This is a genomic window from Hyphomicrobium sp. 2TAF46, from assembly GCF_052114865.1.
Classification (GTDB): Bacteria; Pseudomonadota; Alphaproteobacteria; order Rhizobiales; family Hyphomicrobiaceae; genus Hyphomicrobium_B.
In genome coordinates this window covers 1-22,304 of record NZ_JBFRFO010000004.1, presented here as the reverse complement: position 1 = coordinate 22,304, position 22,304 = coordinate 1, and the positions used below count along the sequence as shown (strand labels likewise).

Sequence of the window (22,304 nt, the reverse complement as noted above, 5' to 3'; positions counted from 1 at the left end):
TTTACGCACCGATTGCTGTAAATCGCTCTCTCTACAGATCGACCCACACGCCTCCGCGCCAATAGCCGTGGCCTTCGTGCTCGCGCCACCGGTAATGCGTTGCATCGGAATCGCGCCACTTCCAGCTATCGGGGTGGATGCGAAGATGTAGGTCAGGCGCGTATTTGTGGCGCTCCTTGACGTGCCAGCAGTCGCCGTCGCCGTTGCAAACGATATCGGCTGATGCCGTCGTCGCGGTCAAGGCAAGCATGCTCGCGCCCAAGAGAGCAGCAGTCGTCACAAGCTTCATAAGTCATCTCCTTTCCGTCTGCTTCAATCTCAAGGCAAACCGGCTCGCCGCTTGATGGTTTCCGCGGCTTGAGCAAGTTTAATCTTTCTCGCAACGCGCTGACGAAGATTGGAAAAAAGCTATCCCGTGCGCTGCGGACGGTCGCCACGATCGCCGCTTGAATCCGCGAGCCGCTAACTCTGAGTAGGCCTTGCGAATTGCTGCACCGCTGCAGCCGCAGTCCAAAAGTTCCCCTGCTACCAGCGGAAAATGACGCTCCCTCACGCCGCGGAACTCAATGAGTCCGGCGCGCGTTGCTTGCCCGAACACAGTGATATGGAGGACCGCATGGGTGGTAATCTCATTTACTACGCGATCGTCTTTTTGATTGTCGCGATCGTCGCAGCCGCTCTTGGTTTTGGCGGCGTGGCGGGCACCGCCATTTCCGGCGCTCACCTCCTGTTGATGGTCGCCGTCGTGTTTATCGTCGTTGGCCTTCTCGCCAGCGTTCTTCGCAGAGGCGTCTAGACATCGATATCCTTGGCGATAAGCCAAGGCAGCGGTTCTTCGTCCGATAGAACCGCTGAGGCCCCGGCGTCCGACAGCGTCGGGGCTTAGTTTTGCGAAGCACCTAGCGGGATGTGGGCCTAAGCATCGCGTAGCCGGTGGCATTTCGAAACCGCTCCCGGCGGGCTTTCGGCATGAACATCGACTGCAGGACAAACATCAGCTTCACCGGCATGGGCAACTCGATCGGTCTGCCGAGGCGATCCGATTCCTCGCTGAGATAGCGGATATCGGCTGCGCGCCAGCCATGTGCCGCGAAAAATCCCGACCAGTCGTCGGGCCGAAATTTGAATGGCGCATTTTTCAAGCGCCTGCCCATCATCCGCTCGCGCGCCATTATCAGCTCCGGCGAGAAGAAGTCGACAATCCAACCTGCCGCATGATCAAGAGCGCGCAAGTCGTCGGCGAGCGCGGCGACTTGCTCTTCCGTCAGATAGGGAACGACGCCTTCGGTCAGCACCAGCAATTTCTTTGCGTGCGCGTTTGTGTCGGCCAAGAGCTGCCGCCGTGCCACCGCATCAGCCAGATCGCACTTCACCCGCGTCAGCTTGAAACGCGGCGCCTCTTGCGCGAGACGCTCTTCTTTGTATTCGATGACATGAGGATAATCGGCTTCGATCCAGGTAAGGGAAGCGGGAAGATCCAGGCGATAGGGTCGCGTATCGAGTCCTGCGCCGAGGTTGAGAACCGTGTCCACTCCTTCATCGACAGCCGTGCGAATGAAATCATCGATGATGCGCGTACGGATAGCGATGACCCAGCACGACATGAAGCCGCGCGGCATGGCTTCGGCAATCGACTTTCCGCGGTCGCCGGCAAGGGTCCCGGCGAGTGGATCGCGAAAAAGGGCGTCGTTTCGTCTCGTCTCGACGCCCCGGTAATGTGCAACCCAAAAAGCCGTGTCGGAGACGCTGTCGACCGTCGCATTTGTCATGTGCATCGTCCTCGTCCGTGTGCGGGACCAGCCGATTAAGCTAGAATTGAGGTGCTATTTGGAGCGCGCACGGCTCACACATAGATCATCTTCACGGTCATGCCGCCATCGATCGTGATGTTCTGGCCGGTCATGAAATCGGCGCTCTCGGCGAGAAACAGACACGCCTTGGCGATATCGTCCGGCACGCCAACCCGGCCGGCAGGATGCTGCTCATTGTCAGCTTTCGAATGATGCGGTTCTTTGGCCCGGCCGGAGAATTGCCAATCGCTCGTCTCGATCCACCCGGGGCTCACCGAATTGACGCGAATGCCATACGCCCCAAGGCTGATGGCCATGCCGCGGGTCAGCGCCAGGATCGCACCCTTCGATGCGGTGTAGGCTTCCGTACCGGCTTCCGACATGAAGCCGCGCGTCGATGCAATATTGATGATCGCGCCGCCGAGCTTGTGCTTCACCATCTCCCGCGCGACGGCCTGCGAGCACATCACCGCACCGCGGACGTTGACCGCCTGCACGCGATCGAACTCCTCGATCGGAAGTTCGAGGAAGGGCTGGTTAGCGCTGATGCCCGCATTGTTGACGAGGACGTGAGGACAGCCGAGATCCTTGCCCGTGCGCGCTATCCATCGCGTCACGTCGGCCTCGAGTGATGTGTCGGCGCGTTCGTAAAGACAAGGCGTTCCGAGTTCTCGGATGTGCGCCGCCGCTTCTTCGCCGGCATCCGCAACCGGATCGGCGAGCGAAACGACATAGCCTGCTTTGGCGAACGCATAGCCGATAGCGCGCCCGATGCCCTGAGCCCCGCCCGTGATCGCGACGACCTTCGCACTCATACTGAATCCTCAGTTTTCTGCCGACGCGGCAATTTTATCGGCGCGCTGAGATTGACGGAAGCTGCGGGAAGTCGTCAACGAAGTTCCAGCGTCGCCGGCATGCCGAACTTCGGCGGCATCGTAATCTGCGGCTTGATGTCGATGACCGCATCAGGGGCGAGGGTGAACTTGTATTTTTGCCCGACGGTAGCGAGCACGATCATCGCCTCCATCGTCGCGAAGTGACTGCCGATGCACAGCCGCTGTCCGCCGCCGAAGGGGTAATAGGCGAACTTCGGCAACCGCGCGGCCAATCCATCGAGCCAGCGCTCGGGCAGGAATTGCTCCGGCTTCGGAAAGTATTTCGGGTCCCGGTGGCTGACCCATTGGCTCATCAGGATCGTGTATCCGCGCTTGACGCGGTATCCCCCGAGTTCGAGTTCTGTCATTGCCTCCCGGCCAATGGCGTACACGGGCGGATAAAGCCGCATCGCCTCGTTGATGACGGCAGACGTGTACGGAAGCGCGGTGAGATCCTCCGCATTTGGGGATCTCCCGCCAAGAACGCGCCGCCACTCGTCCGCAAGCCTTCGCTCGGCTTCCGGATGCTGCGAAAGGAGGTACCAGCTCCAGGTGAGCGTCAACGCCGTCGTCTCATAACCAGCGAGATAGAGCGTCATGGCTTCATCGCGGAGCTGTTGGTCGCTCATGCGCGATCCGTCTTCGCGCTGGGCCATGATCATCGTCGAGAGGAGATCATTGGCGAGCGGACGAGACCGCTTCTGCGCGATGAAACCGTCAACGAGCGCTTTGACGTTCGCGATGGCGCGGCGCAGTCTCAAATTCGTCAGCGTCGGCATCCAGAGCGGCAGTCGAATGGGGGCGTCGACGCGTGCCGTCAGAGAATCGAAGGTCTCGATCAGGCTCGCATCCACCTTTGCCCGATCGCCGTGATCATCGAGGCCGAAAAGCGTTTTGAGAGCGATTGCACTTGTAAGGCCGCTGAATTCAAATTCGAGGTCGACAGCTTTACCGGGGCTCCACTCCGCAAGCATCGCCGTCGTGAGTTCGGCCATGATCGGCGCATAGGACAACACCAGCGCCTTCAGGAACGACGGTTGCATCATGCGCCGCTGACTGAGCCAGAAATCGCCCTCGCTCGTCACGAGCCCGTTGCCGAGTATCGGTTTGAACGCGCGCGCGCCGAAATGCTTGATGTAGTGCCGCGCATCGGTCACCAGAACCTGCTGGATCAGCTCCGGATCGCTGACGAGAAAGACGCGCCACCGGCCAACGCGAAAGCTCGCGACTGGCCCATATGTCTGCGCAAGATCGAGAAAGAAGTCGACCCTGCGAGGTCCCATCTGAGCGGCATTGCCGCCGATCAGAGTCCCTTTGGGACCTGGCGGCAGACCGGCTTTCGCGATTGTGATCGATCTGCTCATGACAGCATCGCAACAGCAGAAAAATCGATGTTCAAAAATTACGTTGACACATTTCTGGTGTGTCGAAGTCGATGGAATTTAAGAAGCGGCAAGTGCCGGGTATCCATTTTCAGCTGTGACCAAACCTCCGGGTTTGCGCACATTCGTGTAAGCGAAATTACGCTTCGCCCGCGTCCTTCGCGGCAAGTGATCCGACAGCCGACCAATCGAGATTGTCGCCGCCATTTGCGAGCAAAGTTAAAAAGCGGTCGCGCAGCAGGCTGGCGAGCGGCAGCGGCACGCGTAAGTCCTGCCCCGCAGCGAGCGCCAGTCCAACGTCCTTCAGTCCGAGCGGAGCGGCAAAGCCCGGCGGCTCGAATTTCCCGTCGGCGATCAGCGTGCCGTAAGTCTTGTAGACGGGCGCGCCAAAGAGCGTCGATGTCAGGATCTCGAGATACTGGTGCTTATCGATGCCCGCCTTGCCAACAAGCGCCATGGCTTCGCCGAGCGATTCAATCACGGCGGCGATAAGAAAATTGCCGCTGAGCTTCACGACGTTCGCCGCTTCCGCCTGCTCGGAAATCGTGAACGTCTTTTGTCCGATGGCGTCCAAGAGGGGGAAAACTGCCTTTACGGCATCGCTCTTCCCGGCGGCGACGACGAAGAGCTTTCTTGCCGCCGCCGCTTCGGGGCGGCCGAATACAGGGGCGGCAACGTAGAGCTGACCTTTTTTGCCGTGGTCGTCGGCCAGCCGCTTCGAGAGCGCGACGCTGATCGTGCTCGACGAGATATGGGCGGCACCCTTATTGAGCGTCGCAAGCAAGCCGCCGTCCCCGTACACCACCGCCTCGACGGCCTTGTCGTCAGCCAGCATAGTAAAGACGGCGTCGCCCCTGCAGGCGTCGCTCGGCGTCGCTGCGATTTTGGCCCCTTCGGATGCCAGAGCCTCGGCCTTTGCGCGCGTGCGGTTATAGACGGTGACATCGTGTCCGGCCTTGAGCAGGTTGGCCGCGATGCCGGAACCCATATGCCCCAAGCCGATAAATCCGATTTTCATGCGTCCTCGCAACTTGGCCGTGGTTCGGCCGATCGCGTCAAATGGCCATTTTCCGGCTTATCCGGAGCCAGGGAACCGGTCGAGCGGCGGCTCCGTGGCACCAAACTCTCACATAGACAATTAGGCTTTATGGATTGTTCCGGAAGACGTACATCGGCGCGCTTTTCGGGAGGTCGGGTCGAAAAGTTGATCGATGGCCGGAAACTAGCGGTATCCATGCAGCTTTATGCGTGCTATCGACGGCCCATCGAACTTTGGCCGGATATTGCGAGGCACTCAGCCTCTGGCGCAGCCAAGCGCACAGACGTCTTTCCAAAATCGAACTGTGAGGCCGGCGTATGCGTCCGCATTGACGCATGGGACAGCCTCAACCATCAGAGCCTAAAGGGAACATTCTATGATCACGGGTACCGTGAAATTCTATAACGATCAGAAGGGCTACGGCTTCATTGCGCCGGACCAGGGCGGGAACGACGTGTTCGTTCACGCAACTGCTCTCGAGCGCGCCGGCATGCGCGGCCTTTCGCAGGGCCAGAAGGTCGCTTTCGAGACCGAAACCGATCGTCGCTCGGGCAAGATTGCCGTCAGCGTCATTCAGAGCGCTTAAGTGACATTGCGCTGCGGGTAGGGCCGATGGCCTTCCCGGCGGTGTCTGTCGCTTTTTTGATCTAGGTCGCATAGGCCGCGGGTACGCATGCGTATTCGCGGCTTTTGCTTTTCACGTCATGCCATCCCGCGGCTCAAATCTGGCTGCGCGCGAAGTTCTGCGATCGTCTTCCGAAGCTTTTCGGTCTCGGCGCGCGCATACGCATCGGCCGCATGCCGCCCGAGATTGACCAGCATTTCCCGCTCGTTGGAATCGATGTCGGTGCCTGCCTCATGCGGGCCGTAAAGCATAACGGCATACGTATGAACACGGTTCGCAGCTGGAACCGCGAGGATCGGTAAATCGAGCCCGGCCGGAAACCTGGCCTCCTCGGCTGCGGCCTTTTCGAAGCTGCTCGTCTCGCCCTCGAGCAGATTTTTCATCGCTCCCTCGCCGGGACGTAAATCGCGCACCGCCTTGTCATCCCAGCCGACGCTGGTGGCCTCGAAGCGATGAAATCCGCTCTCCGTCCCTCGAAATGTCGCCGCCGATGCAAGCTTCAGGGCTCTGGCGACGCCATCCGACAGAAGCTGGTCGATCTCTTCCGCCGTCTTCGCCCGGAATATGGCGCCGGTGATTTCTTTTTCCGTCTTGTCGAGCACGCGATTGAAATAACTGTCCGCAAGCTCGACCGACCATTCATGCAGCCTGCTTATGACGAAGAGAACGAGGGCGCCGATAACGAGCCACGACCAGCCGGGGAGATCGACGAACTCGTGCAGATGTTCCGCTTGCTGATGAAGAAGCAGCGCAGGCAAGCTCGTCATCAGCGCCAGAACGGTAACGCGCCTGAGCGGTATCGCGACGTTGACGACGCGCTGGCGGCGTATGGCTTCGACGACGAAAAGGCACAAGATGCCATTCACGAGATAGAGAAGCCCGACGACATCCTCCGGCAGAACGAACCCGTCCCAATTCGCAAAAAGCGTCGTGTATTCGTTGAGATCGGCGATGACGAATGCGGGAAGTCCGATCAGGCATCCCCACATCACCCATCTGAGGCGCTGATTGTCCTTGGGCGAGAGCGAACTACGTCTCTTGAGTAGGATCGCGACGGCGCCGACGCTCACGATAATTCCGAATAGGATCGTTGCCCGCATCAAGAGTTCGGTATGAAAACCGAATGCGTTGCCGTAGGCGGCCAACTGAACGACGGCCACGACGGCGGCGAGCGGAGGGAGCGCCCGTTCGAAACGTTCCCACGGCGGCTGAATCGCCCCGGTCGGGGCTCGCATCACGAACACGAGCAGGCCCGCGTAGCCGGCGGCTTGTGAAAGGCTACCGAGTACGTTCTGCCCGAGAAGCAACAAGGGCCAGCGCTGCAATTGCGCATAAAACTCGTAGGACTGCCCGGGATTGTACCAGATCACGTAGAGGAAAAAGCCCCAGGTCATACGGCTCGGTCGCGTCCAGACCAGCCATCCGGCGGCGAGTATGACGGCAATGCCCGCAATCTGATCGAGGACCAAAACCAGACGGGCGAACCAGTTTGTCGGGCGCTGTTCCGCGATCAGCGTCACGTCCCGCGCGTCCCCGGTCGCTGTCGGCAAAAGATTGATGGTCGTCTGCCGCCCGGGCAACACATATTCGTTGCCGCCGACCGCCGCTATCGTGCTCGCGCAAACATACGCGTCATAGGGAATGCAGCGCATGCGCGTGAAGTCGAGGTGGTCCCCGGTGCGCACACCGGCCCTCCAGGCGGGTGATTGAGCCTCGCTATCGAACGGTCCTGCGACGTCATAGATCAGGCCGTTGCTGTCGGCGTAAAAGCCGAACGAGCCGAGTGGGCGAACTGCGCGCACGAAGTCCGGCACGATCATCGCGAGTGCCCAGATGAGCAGTCCGAAAAAGATGACGCGGTGGCGTGTCATGGCATTAGCTCAGACAATAGGTCTGTTGTTGCATGGGGCGTACCAAACCTTTCCGCTCGTCGCGGCATGGTAAGATGCAGCCGGGACCGGCGGCAAGGCAACGCAAAACGTCCCTTCGTCATGGAGTTAACAGTTTCCCGTCGCCGAGGCCGATGAGATGTTCAGCCTACAGCCGCACGAGATCATTTTTATGCGCTCGACCGTTTAAGAATGGAGAACGTCCGCAATGGAAATGCAGTTACACCCAAGCGTGCTCGATATAACGGTGCGTCTTGGCCTGACGCTGATAGCCACCATCCTCATCGGTCTGAATAGGGAAAGTGCCGGCCATGGAGCGGGGCTGCGCACTGTTGTCCTGGTCGGCCTTTCCGCGTGCATCGCCACGAGCCAAGCCAACATCCTGCTCGGCGTCACGGGCAAAACCCCCGACCTGTTCGCAACCTTTGACGTGATGCGTCTGCCGCTTGGCATTCTCACCGGCATCGGCTTCATCGGGGGCGGGGTCATCCTGAAGCACGGTAGGAATGTGTCGGGTGTAACGACCGCCGCAACGATTTGGGCGGTGACGGTCATTGGCATCTGCTTCGGAGGAGGTCAGATTCTGCTCGGCAGTGCGGGCACGGCGTTGATCATCCTAACGCTGTTGATCCTCCGCTGGATCGATATCCGCATCCCGCGCGACCATCGCGGAGAGCTTATCGTCGCCTCCAGTTTGGACCAACCTCCCTTTCCGGATTTGGGAGAGCTTTTGCGCGGTTCGGGTTACCGCGCCCAGTTCCAGGGGTTGAGCCGCAACGCCGGTTCCGGAGAGACCTTACTGAGGTTCGAGCTGCGCTGGGCGCAAAGTGAAATCGAGGAGCCGCCTCTCGACATTCTGAAGCAAATCCGGCCGGACTACGAAGTGAGAAGCTTCGAGGTGTTCAAGGAGTCGGAGCATTGAACGCAACGATCCGCCTCCAAGTCCCGGTCAGCTGATATCCACGTTTCGCAGTCGAAGCGCATTCCCGATCACGCTTACGGACGATAAGGCCATCGCCGCTGCCGAGATGATCGGAGAGAGAAGCAATCCGAAGACGGGGTATAGAATGCCCGCCGCAATCGGCACACCGCCCGCGTTATAGATGAACGCGAAGAAAAGGTTCTGCCGGATGTTCGACATCGTCGCCTGCGAGAGCTGACGCGCCCGTGCGATCCCTTCGAGGTCGCCTTTGACGAGGGTAATGCCGGCGCTTTCGATCGCAACGTCGGTGCCGGTTCCCATTGCGATACCGACATCGGCTGCCGCGAGCGCCGGCGCATCGTTGACGCCGTCGCCGGCCATCGCCACCGCATGACCTTGTCTCCGGAGCTCGGAAACGAACTTGGCCTTATCCTCGGGCAGAACATCCGCCCTCACGTCATCGATGCCGAGCTTGGCGGCGACGGCCTTCGCCGTTGTGGCGTTGTCGCCCGTAAGCATGACGACGTGCACGCCGCTTTCCTTGAGCTTCCGAACCGCTGACGGCGTCGTCGCCTTGATCGGATCGGCAACCGCGATGATGCCGGCGGCTTTGCCGTCAATGGCAACGTAAATGGCCGTCGCGCCGTCGCCGCGAAGCTTTTCCGCATCGGCGGCAAGAGCGGATGTATCGATACCTGCCTCGTCGAAGATCGTGCGATTGCCGATGACGACATTGCGATTGTCGATGACACCGGACACGCCCTTGCCCGATGGCGAAGCGAAATCGCGAACTTCGGACAGCGCGATATTGCGCTCGCGTGCGGCCTGGACGATCGCCGCCCCGAGCGGATGCTCGCTCGCCTGCTCGAGACTCGCGGCGAGCCTCAGAAGCTCGGCATCGCTGATCGGCGGTACTGTCCGGACCGCGGTCACCGTCGGCTTGCCTTCGGTGAGCGTCCCGGTCTTGTCGACGACGAGCGTATCGATTTTCTCCATCCGTTCGAGCGCCTCGGCATTCTTGATCAGCACGCCGGACTGCGCACCGCGGCCAACGCCCACCATGATGGACATCGGCGTTGCGAGGCCGAGCGCGCACGGGCAGGCGATGATCAACACCGATACGGCGGCGACGAGCGCATACGAGAAGCGCGGCTCGGGGCCAAACATCATCCAGGCGGCGAAGGCAAGCACCGCAACTCCGATGACGAGCGGCACGAACCATCCGGCGACTTGATCGGCGAGGCGCTGAATGGGTGCGCGGCTGCGCTGGGCTTCGGCGACCATTTGAACGATGCGCGCGAGCATCGTATCGCGGCCGACCTTTTCGGCTCGAATGATGAGCGCGCCCGATCCGTTGATCGTCCCGCCGATGACTTTCGCTCCAGCACTTTTCGAAACGGCAAGCGGCTCGCCGGTCACCATCGATTCATCGACGTTGCTCTTGCCGTCGGTGACGATGCCGTCGACGGCGATGCGCTCGCCGGGCCTAACGCGCAAGAGTTGGCCGACCGTGATCGCATCGATCTGCACCTCTTCGTCCGAACCATCGGGCTTGAGGCGACGCGCCGTTTTCGGTGCGAGATTGAGAAGTGCGCGAATAGCGCCGCTCGTTTGCTCGCGGGCTCTGAGTTCCAAGACCTGCCCGACGAGAACAAGCACCGTGATGACGGCAGCAGCCTCGAAGTAGACAGGAACGGCGCCGTCCATTCCGCGCAGCGATGCCGGAAAAATTTGCGGAAACAGGGTCGCGACGACGCTGTAGATCCACGCGACGCCTGTCCCAAGCGCAATCAACGTGAACATGTTGAGGTTGCGCGTTTCGAGCGATTTCCAGCCGCGCTCGAAAAACGGCCATCCCGCCCAGAGCACGACAGGCATCGCCAGCGCGAACTGCACCCAGTTCGAAACAGTCGGACTGATGATGTGATGCAAATTGAAAAGATGGCTGCCCATCTCGAGGATGAAAACGGGAAGGGTAAGCGCCGCGCCAATCCACAGCCGCCGCGTCATGTCCTGAAGCTCGGCATTCGGGGCAGCTTCGGCGGTGACAAGCTCGGGCTCGAGTGCCATGCCGCAGATCGGGCAGGAGCCCGGGCCAACTTGCCGGATCTGGGGATGCATCGGGCATGTGTAGATGGTGCCCGCGGGAACCGGCTCCGCCTTTGCGGCTTCCGGCGTCAGATATCGCGCAGGATCGGCGACGAACTTCGTCCGGCATCCGGCGGCGCAGAAGTAATAGGTCTTTCCGTCATGCTCGGCGCTGTGCTTCGCCGTGCTCGGATCGACTGTCATTCCGCACACCGGGTCTTTCGCCTTGGCAGACGTATCACCCGCATGCTCGTGCGCAATATGTCCGTGTGCAGCATGGTTGTGCGAGCAGCAGCTCTTCGCAGGAGTTTTCGGTTCGGGCCCGGTTTTCGGCGTATCGGCGGTCATGACGCAATTCCTAGCTGAACCCCGGCATCTTCCGAGGCCATTCTCGGAGTTGACACATATACCCCCATAGGGTATAGGTCAAGACATGGACAAACAATCGAAAGCTGCATGTCTCAAGCGCCTCAACCGCATCGAGGGCCAGGTTCGCGGCCTCGCGAAGATGGTGGAGGAGGGGCGTTACTGCATCGACGTCGTCACGCAGATTTCGGCCGTTCGGGCAGCGCTTCGGCGCGTCGAGGAAGAAGTGCTGCGTGATCACGTCGCCCATTGCGTCGAGCATGCGATCGCGAGCGGCGATGCGGCCGATCAGCGCCGCAAGGTGGCCGAGCTGATGGACGTGCTCGCGCGAACCTCCCGTTGAGGCGATATTGCGACCGCAAATAAGGCAGCTGCGAACGCGCCTTGAAATGCGCGATTGCGTGCGCACTCAGTCACCCAAACCTTTGCCAGTACGCAAAGTTCGTAATGTGATTTGAATCGTATGCCGTACCCTTTGCCATTTGTTTGCCACGCCAATGACCACTTCGCGCGCGAAGCTCTCGCGATGGAACCTGACAGTCTTCGTGAATGTTGGGCCGGAGCGAGTGAGCTATGGGTGCGCGGGGTTCTATGAAATCTTTTCTCTTTGCGATCATTGCGGCGTCGGCGACGGTCGGTGCATCAAGTCATGTCTTCGCGCAGCAGTGGGATCCCTGGGGTGGCCCGCGGCGTCCACCCGTGCAAGTCCTGCCTGACGACGACGATTCCTATGCCGATCCTCAGGACGATCGTTATTCGAACGAGCGCGGCTACGAAAACCGCGTGGGGCCGCGCGTCGACAACCGCCAGAATTATCGCGATGACGATCCCCGGAGATACGATCCACGCTACAACGGCGATCCCGGCTACGGCGACGACGATCGCGACGGCCCGCGCTACGACGATCAGCGCTACAGCGAACCAAGTCCCGCCGGCCGGGACTATTTTAACGATCGAACGACACCGGCTTCGCGCTACTTTAACGAGCGCGACGATTACGGCGCCTGGGATGCTGCACCCTCTCCCGATGACGAAGCACGCCTCAGCAAGACGCCCGGAACGACCGGCGGTGATAGGCCCTACATCAGACCTGTTGCGCCCGCGCAGGTGGCCTTCAGCGGACCCTATTCACCGGGATCGATCGTCATCGATACTGGCGCGCGAAAACTCTATTACGTGCTGAGTTCGACGTCGGCCTACGCCTATTCGATCGGCGTCGGGCGTCAGGGCTTCACATGGACTGGCAAGGAAAAGGTTTCGCGCATTGCCGATTGGCCCGACTGGTATCCGCCAGCCGACATGCGGCGGAGGAAGCCCGAGCTGCCTGAGCGCATGCTGGGCGGCATGCGCAATCCGCTCGGCGTAAAAGCAATTTACCTCGGCAATACGCTCTACCGCATTCACGGCACCAATGACCCGAAGTCGATCGGCAAGGCAGAATCGTCCGGCTGCTTCCGCATGCTGAACGAGAACGTGCTGCATCTGGCGTCGCTGGTGCGCCCTGGAACCGAAGTCACCGTCGTCCGTTCGCTCAGCGGCAAGATTGCAGCGAATGCAAAGGCAAAAGCCGCGTCGCCGCCGCGATCGTATGCGCGCGGCGCGAACGCCCCTATGGATGATTACGATCCGTATAACGGTTGGCACTAAGTGCGCTGCGCGGCGTGGAGGGCTTTGAATTCCTCCATGCCGAGTGTTGCGACCGTGTTCAGATTGTCGTCGAGAATTTCGTAGACGAGGTTTTCGATGTTCCGGTTGCTGAAGAACGCAATCACGTCTTCGTCGCCACCGCCCTCGCGATGCGGCTCGCCATCCGCCGTTCCCGAGACATAGGCCCCGGTCGGCCGGATTTCCTTCAACTCGCCGTTCGGCCGGTAAATGCGCAGTTCTCCGCGAAGCGTCAGCGTAATGTAGTCGGCCTTGTGCCGGTGCAGCGCGATCTGGGAATTGGCGTCGAACTTGAAGAGAATATCGACGATGCGCTTTTTCTCGTCGACCGCGCAGATGTGATAGGCGAGGTGCGGAAAGCCTTCGAGCGTGTACCAATCAATATGATCTTCGAACGGAACCGTCATCTGGGGCTTCGCGTGCAGGGCTGTGGTCATCGGTTTTCCCGGTTTCTTGGTTTGGGGTAGCACGCGCATAAACCGTGCGCGCTCATAACGCTAACGTGACTTGAAGCCGCCTCCACTGCTTGCCATTTTGCGCCACGTTTGAGGGAAACTTTAGCCCGGCAGCAGCGATGGCGCCCCGTCTTTCAGGAGTTACCAGGGCAAGCTCACTTGGCCCCATAGCAACATTCATGGAATGCCATGGCGGCTCGATCGCGCGGGTGCTTCGCAAGGTCGATTTGCCGTTTGCAATTCTGGAGCAGCGCGAATTGATCGTGCCGCTTCGCGAGCAATTTCGCCTGCTCGAGAAAGCGGCTCGCGAGACCGGCGATGCGTACTTCGGCGCGCGCCTCGGCCAGGCCGTGAAGAGTGAGGACCTGAGCGCGTTCGGTGCCTGGGTATGCAAGGCTAAAACGCTCGGCGATGCGATGGTTCGCGCTCACGCCGGTCTGAACGTGATGCTGCAGACGTCGACGGTTCTCACCGTCTCGCGTCACGGACCGCGCGTCCGCTGGTCCATCGAGTTCGTCGAACCGGAAACCGACGGGCGGCACCACAACGAGTTTCTCGCACTTGGCTACGCCATGGATGTTGTGCGCGGTTACGCCGGACCCGGTTGGCGTCCGAACGTGGTAATGACCGCGCTGCCTCTGGGCTCGCCCCGCGCGCAGCTTGAGGACATTTTTTCAGCGAACATTTCGCACGGACACGCGGTTCCGGCGATCGAGTTCGATGCCGCCCTGCTCGGGAACATGATCTATTCGGGAAGATCGGCATCGGACGAATGCGGTGTCGGCAGTGAGCCGCCTGTTCCCCGTCAAAGCGATGTTCTGGCGACGACGGTTGCGGTGACGGAGCTAGCTCTGCACGAGGGCTATCCGCGCATTGCCTGGGTCGCTGCCAAGCTCGGCACGACGCCCCGATCGCTGCAGCGCCGGCTTGGCGAGAACGGCACGTCCTTCGTCGACCTCGTCGATGATCTGCTAAGCCGCCACGCGAAGCGGCTTCTGCAGGAGGGCCGGACGTCCGTGACGGATATCGCTTTGAACCTCGGCTATTCGGACCCTGCGCATTTCACCCGCGCGTTCCGCAGGTGGACAGGACAATCGCCCCGCGCGTACCGACATGCTGCGATCCATGGCTAATTTCAGCCATGGCTCCACGTGGTGAAAGGCGAACGGGCAAGGCTTGAGTTCTCGTAGCGCGGGTCGCTCGTCACTTCATCACCGACCCATGGAGGCAGCGTGATCGATTGATCGGCGCTCTCGAGTTCGACTTCAGCCAGAACCAAGCCGGCGTTTGCTCCTTGGAAAACGTCCACGGTCCAGATGTTGCCCTCGAAGGGAACGTCGTAGCGAACCTTCCTGATCGGAGACTCCATGCTGAACTGCCGTAGCATCTCCGCAGCATCGGCTTTCGGTATCTTGTATTCGAATTCCTGCCGCGACATCAAACCCGCCGCATTCGCACTCTTCAGCGTTACGTAGCCGTTGTCGCCAAAGATGCGAACGCGGGCTTTCACCAGTGGCGTGCGCGCGAAATAGCCCTGCTCGATCGGCGCGCAGCCGATCTCAAATTGCCGCCAGCCTTCGTCGCGCACGACAAATTTTCTTTCAATTTCGATTGCCATTCGATCTCCGCCAGAGAAGCAGCCGTTAAAGGATTGTGGCTTCAGACTAGGTAGGGTGCCTATTGGTTCAAATCCACAGGTAGCGCGTGGATGCGAAGTTAATGTATCGCTGCATTGCAGGCTGCGGATCGGCGGGGCCGCTATGCATCTTACGGCTACCAACGGCGGCGCCGCGATGGAATATATCGAGCTGCCTGAAATCGTTCGAGTTCGGGCTCAGACCCGCACAATTTGAACTGGATTGATCCGATGAAAGTAGATCTTACAAACAAGACGGCCGTCGTCACGGGCTCGACGGTCGGCATAGGCCTCGCGATCGCAAAGGGTTTGGCGCGGGCAGGGGCCAAGGTGGTCATCAACGGCCGGCGTCAGGAAAGCGTCGATAAGGGCATCGCCGCCGTCCACCATAGCGTCAACGCGGCAGCGGTCTCGGGAGTTGCAGCCGACGTCTCCACTGCCGAAGGCTGCGCTGCCCTCGTCAAGGCGGCTCCGGCCGTCGACATCCTGATCAACAATGCCGGCATCTTCGAACCGAAACCGTTCTTCGAAATTACCGACGCCGATTGGATACATTTTTTCGAGACGAACGTGATGTCGGGCGTGCGCCTGTCGCGGGCACTCATTCCGGGAATGCTCGAACGAAATTGGGGGCGTGTGATTTTCATATCGTCGGAATCGGCGGTGAACATTCCCGCCGAGATGATCCATTACGGCCTCACCAAAACCGCGCAGCTCTCGCTCACGCAGGGCCTCGCGCAATTGACGGCCGGAACGAACGTCACCGTCAATTCCGTATTGCCTGGCCCGACGCGATCCGAGGGCGTCGAAGACTTTCTGAAAGCCATGGCCACAGCGAACAGCAAGACGCCCGACGAGATGGCCGCAACGTTCGTCCAGACGCACCGGCCGACATCGCTCCTCCAGCGCTTCGCGACAGTCGAGGAGGTCGCGAATATGGTCGTTTACGCCGCGTCGAAGGAAGCCTCGGCGACGAACGGTGCGGCGCTACGCGTTGAAGGCGGCATTCTCAGAACGATCGGATGAACCAAAAAGAAGAGCCGCCTATCGCGCGACGGGCGGCTCTTTCGTCAGTTATTCATGAACGTCTAATTCGCTGGCACATCGACCTTGACGCCTGGAGCATCGACACGCGTACCGTGCTCGTCCTTTTCGACGTGAGCGAACGGCGCATCGACTTTCGTCTCGCCGGTGGCCTTGTTTGTTTCAATGCGTACGGCCGGGACGTCGACCAATACGTCGGACTGCGAGCGCTGATAAGCAGCGACGCCGCCCACGACGGCAATCACGGCCACAACACTCAAACCTACATAGATCATGAGCTGGCGTGCTTCCATGGTGTCTCCCATTCCGGTTCGTACCGGTCTGGTGTAACGCCTGAACCCGGGGAAACGTTCCGCAACGATACAGTTAAGGGGGCGCCCCGTGCAGGGAGACCTCCAGCACGGTCCCCCCGGTCGCAGTCGATCTCAACGCATAAACCCTTTTATTTTCAGCGGGGGTCCGTGCAATTTCCACCGCATTTGAAAGGAAATTGCCAAGCTTCGACAACACGAGTTCCCCCGGCGAACAGGCCGTGAGAACGGCCGACGTGCCGGGCTTCAGCTCCCGCGTCCTCCCCGCGAAGGAATAGCTGACGCCGCCGCTCGATAAGTTCATCACTTTGAAGGAATAGATTTCTGTGGCGGGCCGGCCCAACAGCTCGACCGAAATGAACTTTGGCTTCGGACCGGGCGCACGCGCAACACCCACGCCGATCTCGGTTACGGAGGCGCGCATCATGTTGGTGCGGTGTGGAGGTGAATTCATCCAACCCGCGATAGCCTGAAGTGCAAGGGCGCCGGTATCGAAGCCCTGGCTGTTTTCGTCCATGGCGAGATTTTCGGCGATGTCGCAATGCTTGTAGCCGGCGCTCTCCGCGCGTTGGGCAGGCGTGCGTCCGTCCGCCGAATGGGAGAAGGTTCCGCTAAGCGCCACCCGTTCGGCGTAGGCACGCGCGGCTCTTGCAAGTATCGCGTTGACCTTCAATGGCGCGAGCTTCTGGTCTTGCCGCGCCTTGTTCGTAATTTCGACGATGTGCTGTTCGACCTGCGGCAGGTCCGGCACGAGAGCTGCCATTACCCAATTACATCCCGCTGAGCTTGATAGTGTTGGAGATTTAGCTGCCGTCGTCCTTCGATGCCACCGGTCCCGGCGAGCTACGGTCCCTCTTTGTGGAAGAGTGGCCGGCCGGCACCTGCGGCACGCCATTTTGCGTCCAAATGGCGCGGCGCAGCGCACCGGCCGTAGGACGCAAGGTCGCCCAGGCTTGAGAGCGCCCCGGCGGCGCTGTAGGGAAGCGCCATGACCACAAAACCGATTCTACCGGGCGAGGGCCCGATCGAGCCCGTCGAACTCCGGACCGCTCTTGAAGAGCGTTATCTGGCTTATGCTCTGTCGACGATCATGCATCGCGCGCTCCCCGACGTGCGCGACGGCCTGAAGCCTGTCCATCGCCGCATCCTCTATGCGATGCGCGAGCTGCGCCTCAATCCGGAGGGCAGCTACATCAAGTGCGCCAAGATCGTCGGCGAGGTGATGGGCGACTACCACCCGCACGGCAATGCCGCGATCTACGACGCCCTCGCGCGTCTCGCGCAGGATTTCGCCGTGCGTTATCCGCTCGTCGACGGCCAAGGCAACTTCGGCAACATCGACGGCGATAACCCGGCCGCCGAGCGCTACACGGAAGCGCGCATGACCGAGATCGCCGCGCTCATCCTCGAAGGCATCGACGAGGAAACGGTCGACTTCCGTCCGAATTACGATGGCCGCGTCGAAGAGCCGGTCGTATTGCCGTCGGCATTTCCGAACCTGCTTGCCAACGGCTCGACCGGCATTGCCGTCGGCATGGCGACCAGCATTCCGCCTCACAACGTCGACGAGCTGTGTCAGGCGCTTCTGCATCTGATCAAGCACCCGAACGCGACGATCGAGAAGCTCGTCGAGATGATCCCGGGGCCCGATTTTCCAACCGGTGGCGTCATCGTCGAGCCGCGAGAGCAGATCCTCGAAGCCTACAAGACCGGCCGCGGCGGTTTCCGCGTCCGCGCCCGCTGGAGCAAGGAAGAAACCACGCGCGGCGGTTATCAGATCGTCGTGACCGAGGTCCCCTACGGCGTCCAGAAGGCGAAGCTCGTCGAGAAAATCGCCGATCTGATGAGCGAGAAGAAGCTGCCGCTCCTCGGCGACGTGCGCGACGAAAGCGCGGAAGAAATTCGCCTCGTTCTGGAGCCGAAGAGCCGCACGGTCGATCCCGTTCTGCTGATGGAAAGTCTGTTCCGGCTGACGGAGCTCGATGTCCGCGTCAGCCTCAACATGAACGTGCTCTCGGCCGGCCAGATCCCGAACGTGCTCGATCTGCGCGACGTGCTTTGGCAGTGGCTCGAGCATCGCATCGAAGTTCTGGTTCGCCGCTCGACGCATCGCTTGAAAAAGATCGAGCACCGCCTCGAAGTCCTCGACGGCTACCTGATCGCTTACCTCAATATCGATGAGGTGATCCGCATCATCCGTCGCGAGGATGATCCGAAGGCAAAGCTGATCTCGAAATTCAGCCTCAGCGAAGTTCAGGCCGAAGCCATCCTGAACCTGCGATTGAGGTCTTTGTCGAAGCTCGAAGAAGTCGAGATCCGCGCCGAGCACGACAAGCTTTCGAAAGAGCGCCGCGAGCTGAAGCAGCTTCTGAAATCGGAAGAGCTGCAATGGGAGCGCGTCGCGGGAGAGGTCAAGGAAACGCGCGAGAAATATTCGAAGAAGACGCCGCTCGGTAGACGCCGTTCAACCTTCGATGATGCGCCGGAGGTAGAACTCGATCTCGCGGCCGCCCTGGTCGAGAAGGAGCCGATCACGGTCATCCTGTCCGAGAAGGGCTGGGTCCGCGCCATGAAGGGCCATCAGGACGACCTGTCGAAGCTTGAGTTCAAGCAGGGCGACGAGCTGAAGCGCGCCATCAAGGCGTTCACGACGGATAAGCTCGTTCTGTTCGCGACGAACGGACGGTTCTTCACCCTCGAGGCTGGCGCGCTTCCCGGCGGCCGAGGCCACGGCGAGCCGTTGCGCTTGATGATCGATCTCGAGGAAAATCACGACGTCGCGGAAATTTTCGTCCACGATCCGGCGCGCAAGCTGCTCGTCGCATCGACCGGCGGTTACGGGTTCATCGTCCCGGAGGAAGAGGTCATCGCCTCGACCCGGAAGGGCAAGCAGATCCTCAACGTCACCGAGCCCGAGGAGGCGCGCGTCTGCGTTCCGGTCGAAGGTGATCAGGTCGCGACCATCGGCGAAAACCGCAAGCTTCTGATCTTCAAGCTCGACGAAGTTAACGAGATGACGCGCGGTAAGGGCGTCATCCTGCAACGCTTCAAGGATGGTGCGCTGTCCGATGTCCGCGTCTTCAAGAAGTCGGCCGGCCTGACCTGGCTAGATAGCGCAGGCCGCGAATTTACCTTGTCCTGGAGCGAATTGAAGGAGTGGGTCGGCGACCGCGCGCAAGCAGGACGTGTGGCGCCGAAGGGATTCCCACGATCCAATTCATTCGGTCCGCGCTTTTAGTTCGGGATGTTGATTGCCGGCGCTTGTCGCAATGCTTGAGCAAAGCTACGACTGCCGGCCATGGGTGGGCTCAGAAGACGTGCGGCCATCGCCGCAGCCGGAATAGGTCTTGCGATTGTTGGGGGCTGTCCCGGTCTCCGGGCGGACGAAACCCCGGCGACGTGCAGCAAGGAAGAATTCGAGTCCGCCGTCGAAGCGGCGGCCGGAAGCCTGCGCGACTTGAACAATCAGAACCGCCCCGTCTTCCAGGAAAAGCTGCGCGAACTGAAAGAAAAGCGCCACTGGTCGCATGACGACTTCATCGCGCAGGCAAAGCCGTTCGTGAAAGACGATAAAACAGCCGTCTACGACAAGACGGCGGACGAATTGTTATCGGCGATCGCCTCGATGGGGCAGGAAGGTTCTGCCGCAGCTGCGCCCGACTGCGCGTTGCTGCTCGAGCTTCGCGCGCGCATGAAGCTGCTCGTCGACACGCAGTCGGCCAAATGGATTTACATGTTCGAGAAGCTCGATTCCGAGCTCGCGAAATAAGCCAGGCAGGCTTCAGTCGTCGTCGTCGCTGGAAATCCGTTCCCACCGGTCGGGCCCGAGACGCTCTTGCGGTTTGAAGCGCGTCTTGTAGGCCATTTTCCGCGAGCCATCGATCCAATAGCCGAGATAGACGTGCGGCAGTCCGATCCGCCGCGCGAACGCGATGTGTTCGAGGATCATGTAGGTGCCGAGCCCCGCGTCCGCATCCGCGGGATCGTAGAAGCTGTAGACCATGGAGATGCCATCGGTGAGCCGGTCGCAAAGCGCAACGGCCTTCAGCGGCCAGGAGTCGAAATCGAGATCCGTGGCGTCGGCAGGCTTCTGCCGGTATTCGGTGAGGAAGGTTTCGATCACCGTATCTTCGACCATCATCCGATAGTCGAGGATCGTCATGTCCGCCATTCCGCCATCGCTGTGGCGTGCATCGATGTAGGCGCGAAAGAGCCTGAATTGCTCCATCGTCGGCGTTGGCGCCGTACGCTGAGCAATGAGTGATGAGTTCCTGTTCCAGCTCCTGCGCATCGAGCGGTCTGGTTGGAATTCATCGACGAGCACGCGCACCGAAATGCAGGCTTGGCAGCCTTCGCAGTACGGTACGTAGGCGATGTTTTGACTGCGCCGAAAACCTGTCGTGAGCAGCCGGTCGACCAGTTCGGGCGGCTTGTCGTGCGTCAGGTGCGTGAAGAGCTTGCGCTCAAGCCGGCCCGGCAAGTACGGGCAAGGCTGTGGAGCAGTGACATAGAACTCTGGAAACTTCTTTTGCTGCTCCGTCATTCCGACGCGTCCCTCGGGCTCGAACCGACCAAAGATGATTGGAGTAAGGATGGTCCAAATTCAAGGTATCCGAGCTTACTACGCAGCATCAAAGGTAAACCGCAGGCAAATTTATCGAATTCCTTCAGAAAAGATCAGTTATTTCAAAAGTTGGAACAACAGACAGACTTGTACCCACCGAAATTTTGCAAGCAAAACGCTCTCGCGGGCTAGGGATGTTTGTACCATGCCAAGTCGGTCCTGAACACGGGATGAAGCCTCCGCGATCCGGGAATGACAGATCGCACCGCGGCGCGATCGCCTCGCGCACGCAGGGTCTTGGAAAAATCCAGCTTGGCAGGTGGGTAAAACTCGGGACGCCTTAAACCTTCAGCGTCGGTTCCACGGCTTTTCGAACGCGAATGTCGTCCGCTCCAACTTGGCTCGCCAGTGCATAGAGCGTGCAGGCGAACACGATGGCGACGGTGATGATCCCGATCCAGAGCGCCGAGCGCCGGACGAACCAACCGACGGTCGGTGCAGGAGTAGCGTGCACGCCGTCGAACGCTGCACTTTGGGCTGCCTCGGCCCCGTGATTAATCATATTCCGATCTGCCGCCTTACAAAGTCCGCCCCGCGACTCACCCTAGTCACATCGCTCCGACACCCCACCTTGCACAAGTTCGGTGTTGGCCATTTCGGTAAAAATCGAATCAATTGTTGCCTTCGCGCATGCTTATCGAATGCGATAGCAATCCTGGCAAGGCGGAAGTGTGGCACAAGCGATACGATTTGAGGGCCGATGCGGGGTCTTTCGGCCACATTCCTGAGGCAAATCCCTCGTGACTTCAGAATAGGCAAGACCTGCGACAGCCGTGTTCTTGTGCGATGTATAATTTCCTTCATACTTGGACAATTCTTCCCGCGAATGAACAAAAAGCAGACATGAGGAACCGCCCAGGGCTAACCGGACCGCTTTAACGAGCGGTCGGCCGACCAACACCTGGAGGTCCTATGATTGAGCTTGTCTTCGCCGTCTGCATGGTTGATCAGCCGTCGCGTTGCAGAGATGTCACCCTGAATTTCGAAGGCGACAGGGTCAGCGCTCAGCAGTGCATGTCGAACGGCCAGATCGAGATGGCCAAGTGGGTCGGCGAGCACCCGAACTGGGTCATCCAGAAATGGCACTGCGGGATCGCGGGGCAGTTCGCAAAGCTCTAAGGATCATGAGGCTGCCGGCCGGACTTGGGGTCGGCGGCCGATAGATGCAGCGTGCCAGTGACGGTGCGCTGTGGGCATGGAATACGGGCTTGCCGTTCCGGACCACCGCAACGTCAGGGTGCACTGGCGAGCGTCTTTGATAGCTATCGAGAACGCGGCGCGACCAGCGCCGTCGCCCGAGAGCGGCGAAACCTCCATCCCATCAAAAGATTGTCCAAAACGTGCCCGCGCCGTCTTCACCTTTGACCTCGAAGGCAGATATGAAGCGGCACGAACGTCGTTTGGGGTTGAAGCGGCCCGGCCTTCTGGCCAACATCTAGCCGGGTAGTGTATCAGTTTGAAAAATATCTCGATTGACGCCGCGGTCTAAGCGGCCTGATCCCGTGCTATGCTTAGCGCTATGGATCAACGCACCCAGAGAGACTATATTCGGTGGAGAGGCCCCGAGCTGGCCCGTTCTGGGCAGTACCGGGG

The 22,304-nt window shown here is 60.3% G+C and carries 23 protein-coding genes; 10 read left to right on the top strand and 13 right to left on the bottom strand.

Annotated features, from left to right (window positions below):
- Positions 1 to 31: 31 nt before the first annotated feature.
- Positions 32 to 289, bottom strand: a complete 258-nt coding sequence (locus tag AB4Z24_RS09615) for a hypothetical protein (RefSeq protein ID WP_441707844.1) — start codon at positions 287 to 289, stop codon at positions 32 to 34.
- A 327-nt stretch (positions 290 to 616) separates the two neighbouring features.
- On the opposite strand from AB4Z24_RS09615, the gene AB4Z24_RS09610 reads away from it, so the two are divergent.
- A complete protein-coding gene (locus tag AB4Z24_RS09610; RefSeq protein WP_441707842.1) occupies positions 617 to 796 on the top strand; it encodes a DUF1328 domain-containing protein in 180 nt (59 codons plus the stop codon).
- Between the two features lie 103 nt (positions 797 to 899).
- Here the strand turns inward: AB4Z24_RS09610 and AB4Z24_RS09605 are convergent, their stop codons facing one another.
- The 4 genes from AB4Z24_RS09605 to AB4Z24_RS09590 all read right to left on the bottom strand — a co-directional run bounded on the left by AB4Z24_RS09605 (position 900) and on the right by AB4Z24_RS09590 (position 5,065).
- Positions 900 to 1,769, bottom strand: a complete 870-nt coding sequence (locus AB4Z24_RS09605) for a class I SAM-dependent methyltransferase (RefSeq protein ID WP_441707840.1) — start codon at positions 1,767 to 1,769, stop codon at positions 900 to 902.
- Between the two features lie 74 nt (positions 1,770 to 1,843).
- Positions 1,844 to 2,605, bottom strand: coding sequence for an SDR family oxidoreductase (locus AB4Z24_RS09600; protein WP_441707838.1), 762 nt, complete (start codon positions 2,603 to 2,605; stop codon positions 1,844 to 1,846).
- 74 nt (positions 2,606 to 2,679) lie between these two features.
- Positions 2,680 to 4,029, bottom strand: a complete 1,350-nt coding sequence (locus AB4Z24_RS09595; RefSeq protein ID WP_441707836.1) for a cytochrome P450 — start codon at positions 4,027 to 4,029, stop codon at positions 2,680 to 2,682.
- 157 nt (positions 4,030 to 4,186) lie between these two features.
- Positions 4,187 to 5,065: an NAD(P)-dependent oxidoreductase gene (locus AB4Z24_RS09590; RefSeq protein WP_441707834.1), complete on the bottom strand. Its 879-nt coding sequence runs from the start codon at positions 5,063 to 5,065 to the stop codon at positions 4,187 to 4,189.
- A 397-nt stretch (positions 5,066 to 5,462) separates the two neighbouring features.
- Here AB4Z24_RS09590 and AB4Z24_RS09585 point away from each other — a divergent pair, with 397 nt between their 5' ends.
- The gene (locus AB4Z24_RS09585) at positions 5,463 to 5,672 is read left to right on the top strand and encodes a cold-shock protein (protein ID WP_290989223.1); all 210 of its coding nucleotides are present in this window, start codon (positions 5,463 to 5,465) and stop codon (positions 5,670 to 5,672) included.
- Between the two features lie 116 nt (positions 5,673 to 5,788).
- Here AB4Z24_RS09585 and AB4Z24_RS09580 read toward each other — a convergent pair whose 3' ends face one another.
- The gene (locus tag AB4Z24_RS09580) at positions 5,789 to 7,582 is read right to left on the bottom strand and encodes a hypothetical protein (protein ID WP_441707832.1); all 1,794 of its coding nucleotides are present in this window, start codon (positions 7,580 to 7,582) and stop codon (positions 5,789 to 5,791) included.
- Between the two features lie 226 nt (positions 7,583 to 7,808).
- Between AB4Z24_RS09580 and AB4Z24_RS09575 the strand changes: the two genes are divergently transcribed.
- Positions 7,809 to 8,522, top strand: coding sequence for an MgtC/SapB family protein (locus tag AB4Z24_RS09575; protein WP_441707830.1), 714 nt, complete (start codon positions 7,809 to 7,811; stop codon positions 8,520 to 8,522).
- A 27-nt stretch (positions 8,523 to 8,549) separates the two neighbouring features.
- Here AB4Z24_RS09575 and AB4Z24_RS09570 read toward each other — a convergent pair whose 3' ends face one another.
- Positions 8,550 to 10,958, bottom strand: coding sequence for a heavy metal translocating P-type ATPase (locus AB4Z24_RS09570; protein WP_441707828.1), 2,409 nt, complete (start codon positions 10,956 to 10,958; stop codon positions 8,550 to 8,552).
- Between the two features lie 85 nt (positions 10,959 to 11,043).
- Here AB4Z24_RS09570 and AB4Z24_RS09565 point away from each other — a divergent pair, with 85 nt between their 5' ends.
- Together AB4Z24_RS09565 and AB4Z24_RS09560 are read left to right on the top strand one after the other, a co-directional pair.
- Entirely contained in the window at positions 11,044 to 11,319 is a 276-nt protein-coding gene (locus AB4Z24_RS09565) for a metal-sensitive transcriptional regulator (protein WP_441707827.1), read from the top strand.
- A 248-nt stretch (positions 11,320 to 11,567) separates the two neighbouring features.
- Entirely contained in the window at positions 11,568 to 12,623 is a 1,056-nt protein-coding gene (locus AB4Z24_RS09560; protein WP_441707825.1) for a L,D-transpeptidase, read from the top strand.
- Here the strand turns inward: AB4Z24_RS09560 and AB4Z24_RS09555 are convergent.
- Complete coding sequence (locus AB4Z24_RS09555) at positions 12,620 to 13,078, bottom strand: regulator (RefSeq protein WP_441707823.1); 459 nt, start codon at positions 13,076 to 13,078, stop codon at positions 12,620 to 12,622. The two genes, AB4Z24_RS09560 and AB4Z24_RS09555, sit on opposite strands and share 4 nt — an antisense overlap.
- Before the next feature lie 197 nt (positions 13,079 to 13,275).
- Here AB4Z24_RS09555 and AB4Z24_RS09550 point away from each other — a divergent pair, with 197 nt between their 5' ends.
- Complete coding sequence (locus tag AB4Z24_RS09550; RefSeq protein ID WP_441707821.1) at positions 13,276 to 14,229, top strand: AraC family transcriptional regulator ligand-binding domain-containing protein; 954 nt, start codon at positions 13,276 to 13,278, stop codon at positions 14,227 to 14,229.
- A 2-nt stretch (positions 14,230 to 14,231) separates the two neighbouring features.
- Here AB4Z24_RS09550 and AB4Z24_RS09545 read toward each other — a convergent pair whose 3' ends face one another.
- A complete protein-coding gene (locus AB4Z24_RS09545; RefSeq protein ID WP_441707819.1) occupies positions 14,232 to 14,714 on the bottom strand; it encodes a CYTH domain-containing protein in 483 nt (160 codons plus the stop codon).
- A 249-nt stretch (positions 14,715 to 14,963) separates the two neighbouring features.
- Here AB4Z24_RS09545 and AB4Z24_RS09540 point away from each other — a divergent pair, with 249 nt between their 5' ends.
- Complete coding sequence (locus tag AB4Z24_RS09540; RefSeq protein ID WP_441707817.1) at positions 14,964 to 15,758, top strand: SDR family NAD(P)-dependent oxidoreductase; 795 nt, start codon at positions 14,964 to 14,966, stop codon at positions 15,756 to 15,758.
- Positions 15,759 to 15,820: 62 nt separating this feature from the next.
- On the opposite strand, the gene AB4Z24_RS09535 is transcribed toward AB4Z24_RS09540, so the two are convergent.
- Positions 15,821 to 16,069: a hypothetical protein gene (locus AB4Z24_RS09535; RefSeq protein WP_441707815.1), complete on the bottom strand. Its 249-nt coding sequence runs from the start codon at positions 16,067 to 16,069 to the stop codon at positions 15,821 to 15,823.
- A 73-nt stretch (positions 16,070 to 16,142) separates the two neighbouring features.
- On the bottom strand, positions 16,143 to 16,850 hold the full coding sequence (locus AB4Z24_RS09530; protein ID WP_441707814.1) for a CAP domain-containing protein: 708 nt from the start codon (positions 16,848 to 16,850) through the stop codon (positions 16,143 to 16,145).
- A gap of 225 nt (positions 16,851 to 17,075) precedes the next feature.
- Between AB4Z24_RS09530 and parC the strand changes: the two genes are divergently transcribed.
- Together parC and AB4Z24_RS09520 are read left to right on the top strand one after the other, a co-directional pair.
- Complete coding sequence (parC, locus tag AB4Z24_RS09525; RefSeq protein ID WP_441707812.1) at positions 17,076 to 19,325, top strand: DNA topoisomerase IV subunit A; 2,250 nt, start codon at positions 17,076 to 17,078, stop codon at positions 19,323 to 19,325.
- 60 nt (positions 19,326 to 19,385) lie between these two features.
- Positions 19,386 to 19,856 carry a hypothetical protein gene (locus AB4Z24_RS09520; protein ID WP_441707810.1) on the top strand — a complete coding sequence of 157 codons (471 nt, stop codon included), beginning with the start codon at positions 19,386 to 19,388 and terminating at the stop codon, positions 19,854 to 19,856.
- 12 nt (positions 19,857 to 19,868) lie between these two features.
- On the opposite strand, the gene AB4Z24_RS09515 is transcribed toward AB4Z24_RS09520, so the two are convergent.
- Positions 19,869 to 20,630 (bottom strand): arginyltransferase, encoded by a 762-nt coding sequence (locus AB4Z24_RS09515; RefSeq protein ID WP_441707808.1) that lies wholly within the window; start codon positions 20,628 to 20,630, stop codon positions 19,869 to 19,871.
- Positions 20,631 to 20,991: 361 nt separating this feature from the next.
- Positions 20,992 to 21,213 carry a hypothetical protein gene (locus tag AB4Z24_RS09510; protein WP_441707806.1) on the bottom strand — a complete coding sequence of 74 codons (222 nt, stop codon included), beginning with the start codon at positions 21,211 to 21,213 and terminating at the stop codon, positions 20,992 to 20,994.
- Positions 21,214 to 21,623: 410 nt separating this feature from the next.
- On the opposite strand from AB4Z24_RS09510, the gene AB4Z24_RS09505 reads away from it, so the two are divergent.
- Positions 21,624 to 21,830, top strand: coding sequence for a hypothetical protein (locus AB4Z24_RS09505; protein WP_290989191.1), 207 nt, complete (start codon positions 21,624 to 21,626; stop codon positions 21,828 to 21,830).
- The last annotated feature ends 474 nt before the right edge of the window (positions 21,831 to 22,304 follow it).